The 6,375-nt window shown below is 43.8% G+C and carries 3 protein-coding genes; all 3 read right to left on the bottom strand.

What is annotated here, in order from left to right:
- Positions 1–3,297, bottom strand: a 3,297-nt coding sequence (locus BET10_RS04115) for a non-ribosomal peptide synthetase (RefSeq protein ID WP_139158737.1), incomplete at its 3' end; no start/stop codon positions are given.
- A gap of 18 nt (positions 3,298–3,315) precedes the next feature.
- Positions 3,316–4,299 (bottom strand): TauD/TfdA family dioxygenase, encoded by a 984-nt coding sequence (locus tag BET10_RS04110; RefSeq protein WP_070983630.1) that lies wholly within the window; start codon positions 4,297–4,299, stop codon positions 3,316–3,318.
- Positions 4,300–4,328: 29 nt separating this feature from the next.
- Positions 4,329–6,375: non-ribosomal peptide synthetase (locus tag BET10_RS04105; RefSeq protein ID WP_139158736.1), on the bottom strand; the 2,047-nt coding region annotated here is incomplete at its 5' end.

The following is a 6,375-nucleotide window of genomic DNA, read 5'->3' as shown; positions in this document are numbered from 1 at the left end:
AAGCGAAATCAAACGAATACTCAGCAGTGAATGCCCTCCCAGTTCGAAGAAGTTCGCTGTTGTACTAATTTTATCTGCATCAATGTCCAGCAGCTGTGAGAAAATCCTCACTAATGAGTCTTCCGCTTCACTACATGGGCCAACATATTCCCCCTGCAACACACTACCATCTGGTTGTGGTAGTGCCTTTTTATCTATCTTACCGTTGGCTGTCAGCGGCCACGTATTCACCACCATAAGTACGCTTGGCACCATGTAATCAGGCAAGCAGTTCGCTAAACTCTCTTTCACCTGAGCCACCAATTGTCGCTGACCTGCTTCGTCTAATGCGCCATTGGCTTGGATATAGCCCACCAATTGTTGTGCGCCCGCCAGTTCTTTGGCCATCACCAATGCTGAGTCAACGCCTGCTTGGGCTGCAAGCTGTGCTTCGACTTCACCCAGTTCAATCCTAAACCCGCGGATCTTAACCTGATCGTCCACTCGCCCTATAAACTCTAAATTACCATCTGGTAAATAACGCACTAAGTCACCGGTACGATATAAACGCTCTGAGCTATTTGGATGCGTGGCATCATAAAATGGGTTGGCAATAAAGCGCTCTGCACTCAACTGCGGACGATTCAAATAACCACGCGCTAGACCGTCTCCACCAATGTACAACTCTCCCACACAACCTTTGGCAACCAGCTGTTGAGTATCGGATAAAACAAACGTCTGGCAATTGCTAATACTTTTACCAATTGAATCATGAGACTTGGATACATGGCTGGTAACACACGCCTCTGTCGGGCCGTAAACATTAAAGATTTGCGTGTCACTTAACTCAAGTAATTGCGGTATAAACCCTTCTCCACCTGACACCATTCTGCGTATATGGTCAAAGTTAACCCCACCGATGAAACTCAACAAATGTGAAGGCGTGCTATCGAGATGTGTCACTTTGTATCGACTTATGTATGAACATAATTGATCTGCAGAAAGTAATTCAGCGCGACTTGGGATGATCACCTTAGCGCCAGTCAATAGCATTAAAAATAGTTGCTCAACAGACGCATCGAACGCATAGTTGGCCAATAATATGCCCGTTTCATAACTCAACTGTTCAAAGCCATAAGATACTTTTTGCGCTGTGATTAGATTCACAACCGAACGGTGCTCCACCATAACCCCTTTAGGTTTTCCAGTTGAGCCCGAGGTGTATATCACATACGCAAGATGCGTAGAACCCAAACCCAAAGTGGCACAGGCAAGATTGTCTGGATTAAAATAATCATATGCCACCCGTTCATCTAGGTTAACGACATCACCAGAATAATCCGCGAGCACACTTAATGCTGATTCATGGCTGACAATCGTCGACAAAGATGCATCATCAATGATGTAATCTATACGTTCCTGAGGATAGCTTGGGTCAATCGGCAGGTAAGCCCCTCCAGCTTTAAGGATCCCCAAGATACCTACAACCATATCAACAGAACGCTCAACACACAGACCAACCAAAGTATCAGGTTTAATATGGTGCATCTCGATTAGATAATTCGCCAGTCGGTTAGCGCGTTCATTCAAAGCTTGATAAGTGAGCTGTTGATCAGCAAAAATTATGGCAACATGGTTAGGTGTTTGTTCCACTTGATGCTCAAAAAGCTCGTGAATGCATCTATCAACAGGATAATCCAGCGTATTATCATTGAGGTCATAAACCAGATGCTGCTGTTCACTGTGTGACAACATCGGTAAAGTACGTATAGCGGTGTTAGTCTCACCCACTTCACTGATCCCAGTCATTAATCGGCACAAGTGCTCGCTGAGCCTAGCAACCGTTTTCTCATTGAACAAACTCGTATCATAGGTCCAATGAATATCAGCGCCATTCTCATGTAGATTCAATGCAATGTCTAAATCGAATTTGGCTGCAATGGTTTGTGAGCGATAGGGTCGAATATCTAGATCAGTTAACGCAGCCACATGAGCATTATTACTGACACCATAATCTGTATTTGTGGTGATCATTATCTGAAATAACGGGCTGTGATCAGTGTTGCGAGGCACTTTAAGTCGATCAACTAACTGTTCAAAAGGGACATCTTGGTTGGCTTGCGCTTTTAGATGAACTTGCCTGATATGATGTAAATAATCCGATAACGTGTCATATGCTGTATTAGCTCTGAGCACTAAAGTATTGACAAAAAAACCAATCAGCGGTGCCAATGAGTCATGCGTACGATTCGCCACTGGCGTGCCTACCACAATGTCATGGGTATTGGCATGGCGAGAAATGAGCAGTGACAATGCTGCATGAAAAAGCATGAATGGTGTCAACTTATGTGTATTGGCAACACCCATCAGCCTTTGCGTCACTTCTTTAGACAAGCTTTGACTTATCATCGCACCTTGATGTTGTTGATGTTGCGAACGCACTGTATCCAACGGCAAACTATGAACTGATGGTAAGTTATCTAAGTGCTGCTCCCAGTATTGTAACTGCGTCGCGATTTTTTTTGTTTCCTGATCACTTCTTTGCCATGCAGCATAATCCGCATACTGAATATCAAGCATCGGCAGCGGATTCTGTTTATTGTGATAAAAGGCATCGTAAAGGGTAAAGAACTCTTTCGTCAGCACTTCCATTGACCAGCCATCCGTTGCAATGTGATGCATGTTCAATATGAAATAACCAACATCCGCCTGTGTTTTGAAGTAGCTCACACGTAGCATCAAATCTTCAGACAGATCAAAAGGCCTTTTTAACTCATCGGCGATTAAACGCGACGCTTCTTGATGGCGCAGTGTTTCATCTAGGTGCGTCAAATCCTGCACGTCAACCGTAAAGTTAATTTGGCTCATGCTTTGAATATGCTGATACATGTCACCATCCACTTCTGAGTAAATGGTGCGAATAACCTCGTGTCTTTCAATGATGGTGTTAAACACCTTATTGAGCAAAGCTAAATCCACGTTTCCCGATACCGTGAGCACTTTGGGAGAATTGTACTCTGGCGTTCCCCCTTGTAGCTTATCAATCAACAATAAGCGTCTTTGTGCAAAAGAAGTCGGCAACCCCTGCTGATGCCTTTGAACTTTTGCAATCTCAGTATGCACTGAACCTGCTTCATTGCCAGCGCTTAATTGACTCAAAAAGTCGATGATGGCGGACTTGTTGGCAATAATTTCCTGTTTAATGTCTGGCGGAAACACCTTCACTTTAAGTTTAAATTTAAGCTCTTCACCTTCTACATGAAGTAGTACGCCCAGCCCAGCGGCTCGCTTAATAATGTCTGCGATATCGATATGCATATTCACAACTTCCTTGCATTAATAAGTAATTACATCGCCAAATGATACAAGTATCTTTCTTTCCCCTTTGTATGGGTTTCTTGCATGTGCTTTTAAAACGTTGTCCACTAACAGTAGGTCACCGTTTTGCCAATCAAATTGCATCTGGCATTGTTTATACACAGCGTGAATATGGTCTATGTAGTCATTGGGAATTTTACTACCATCTCCAAAATAGCAATTACGAGGATACAACCTTTCTTCTTCAAACATGACCTTTACGTCTTCTTGAGAAGCAGGGCTCAAGCAATGAAAATGCCAATGCAACACTTGATTTATCCAACTTAGTTCTCCGCTGACGGGGTGCTCTATGACTGCTGGCCTAACTGCACGCGTGATTAATATGTCTCCATCTACCCATTCAAAAGACATGTGCTTTTCACGACACAAGCGCTCAACTGTTTGTTTATCATCGGTATTAAAGATTGTTTTCCAACCCACACCTAAAAAGTCATGGGATTCGTACTTTCTAACATACATGACCTGTTTGTTGATAAATGCTTCTCGCACTTCTTTGTCCAAGTTATTAAGCACTTCTCGGCTGTCAGCAATCGGTGTTTGTCCGCCTACATCAGCTTTCAGCTCACAAGCAAATATCGCCTTAGCTGGAAAAGAATGATTAAACGTGTTCTCGTTGTGCCATAACAAAAATTCAGCATTAGCATAATTAACAGGCCTTTGTACCGACGTATTTTCGGCGACAGGGTAATGCTCACCGTTATATTTCAATGCTTCCAAAAAGAACAAGTCAGAGACTTTCTCAACCGCTTGGTAGTTATTAAAACCCCCACCACGAACGAGCACAGCACCAGCCGAACTCAATATATTCTCAATCTCTCGCGTGTGCTGATATAAGTAATCCAATGCACTTTCGCTATCACTATCAAACTCTATTAAACATGGGCTATAAGGACTATCACTCATTTTTTTATATTCTGGTTTGATATTATTATTATTATTCATAGCATCTCCATCGGCTGAGAATCAGCCGCTTATAACGTTCCTTCTGCAATGACATCTTCATCATTGTGATCTTCTGCGGTTGTTTGCAAAATCGCTAAACAATCCAATTTATTAGCAATACTTTGTATCGTTGGTTCTTCAAACAATTGCTCAACATTCATCATCTGATTGAATGCACCTTTGATGCGCGCCATCATACGCATGGTCAATAAGGAGTTTCCTCCTAGTTCAAAGAAGCTGGTTTGCGTGCAAACTTCCTCTTGTGACAAATCCAGCAACTCCGCCCAAATCGCTGCTAATTTCTGCTCGCTTGGGGTTTGTGCTAATCTGCGTACTGTTTTGCTTTGTGTCTTCCCAAGCTCTATCAGCGCTCGCTTGTCTATCTTACCATTTGGCGTCAATGGCCACTGCTCTAGCGGGACATAGATCTCTGGCACCATGTAATCTGGTAAGTTGCTTCTCAACGCCTCTTGTAGCTGTGCTGTTGATAGCGCTTGGTTGTTTAGACCTTTGATATAAGCTACCAATTGCGGCATGCCCGCAACATCTGTCACCAACACACAAGCCGAGTCTACCTCTGCCAACATACTCAGATGGTGCTCTATCTCCGCCAATTCAATACGATATCCTCTTAGCTTAACTTGCTCGTCTGTTCGCCCTACAAACTCCAGCTTGCCATCATCTAGGTAACGTACTAAGTCTCCTGTTCTATATAAATGTTCTGAGCTATTGGCCTGAGTCGCATCATAAAATGGATTGTAAATAAAGCGTTCGGCCGTTAGCGCCGGTTGATGCAAATACCCTCGCGCTAATCCTTCTCCCCCTATGTACAACTCTCCTGTTGCCCCCATAGGTAACAAGTTTTGTTTATCATCCAATACCAGCAATTGTGTATTAACAATGGCCCGGCCAATATTAATGTCTACCGCGCCTTCCATATCCTTCAATGCTTGTTGCCCGAAGATTTCAGCACTACACCCTACTGTTGCCTCTGTGGGTCCATATTCATTGATGAATAAACTGTTTGGCATCATGTTTATTGCTTTACGCGCTAATTCATAAGAGAACGCTTCTCCCCCGACTATCACAACGTGCTTACCTTGTGCCTGTTGCGATAACTCCAACCCTTGTAGGTGGGCTGGTGTAAGCTTGAACATCGCACTTTTTTCCGTGACTATGCTCTCACTCAGCGCTGTCAGAATATTGTTGTTCTCTGGCAGTACTTTCAAGCTAATCCCTCTGACCCAGGCACCAAAAATAGGTGTGACTGTCGCATCAAAACTCAATGACGTACTCATCACCGTACACTCAACATCATCGTGAGGGTAACGCTGCACCTGAGTAAGATAATTCACCACATTTTGATGCGTTAACATCACACCTTTAGGTTGACCTGTTGAGCCTGAGGTATAAATCACATAGGCTAAATTGTTACCATTCAATGTATCTGCACAATGCTGGAGGTCTTCTGTGCTATAGCCTGAAAAAATATGTGTGCTCTGCGCATGTTCTAAATCATCTAGCATCACGGTGCTGACTTGTGTCACAACAGCTTTTAGATGTGATTGTGTCAATACCACTTGAACCCGTGAGTCTGAGATAATATGCGCTAAACGCGCCTGTGGGTAGTTCGGGTCAAGTGGTACATACGCCCCACCCGCCTTCAAAATACCTAACATCCCCACTATCATCTCTAATGAACGCTCTACACATAATCCCACCAAGGTATCTGGGGTAACACCCTGTGTATTCACTAAGTAATGCGCCAGTTGGTTCGCCTTGCGATTCAATGCGCCATAAGTCAGCTGCTGTGACCCAAACTCCACCGCGACTTTATCTGGTGTCGCTTGCGCCTGTTGCTCAAACAACTCATGAATACAGCTGTCTTTTGGATAGTCCATCTTTGTGTTGTTGAGCCCATGTACCAAGTGGTGTTGCTCTGCCTCTGACAAGATAGGCAGTGTATGTAGCGCCACCTCTTGCTCATTCACTGCACTGAGCGCGGTTAATAAACGACACAAGTGGTCATTCAAACGCTCTATGGCTTGTGCACTAAACAAGCTCACATCATAGGTC

The sequence above is a fragment of the Pseudoalteromonas amylolytica genome (assembly GCF_001854605.1).
Taxonomy (GTDB): Bacteria; Pseudomonadota; Gammaproteobacteria; order Enterobacterales; family Alteromonadaceae; genus Pseudoalteromonas; species Pseudoalteromonas amylolytica.
Note: the sequence above shows the minus strand (reverse complement) of the source record. Positions and strands in the feature narration are given on the sequence as shown.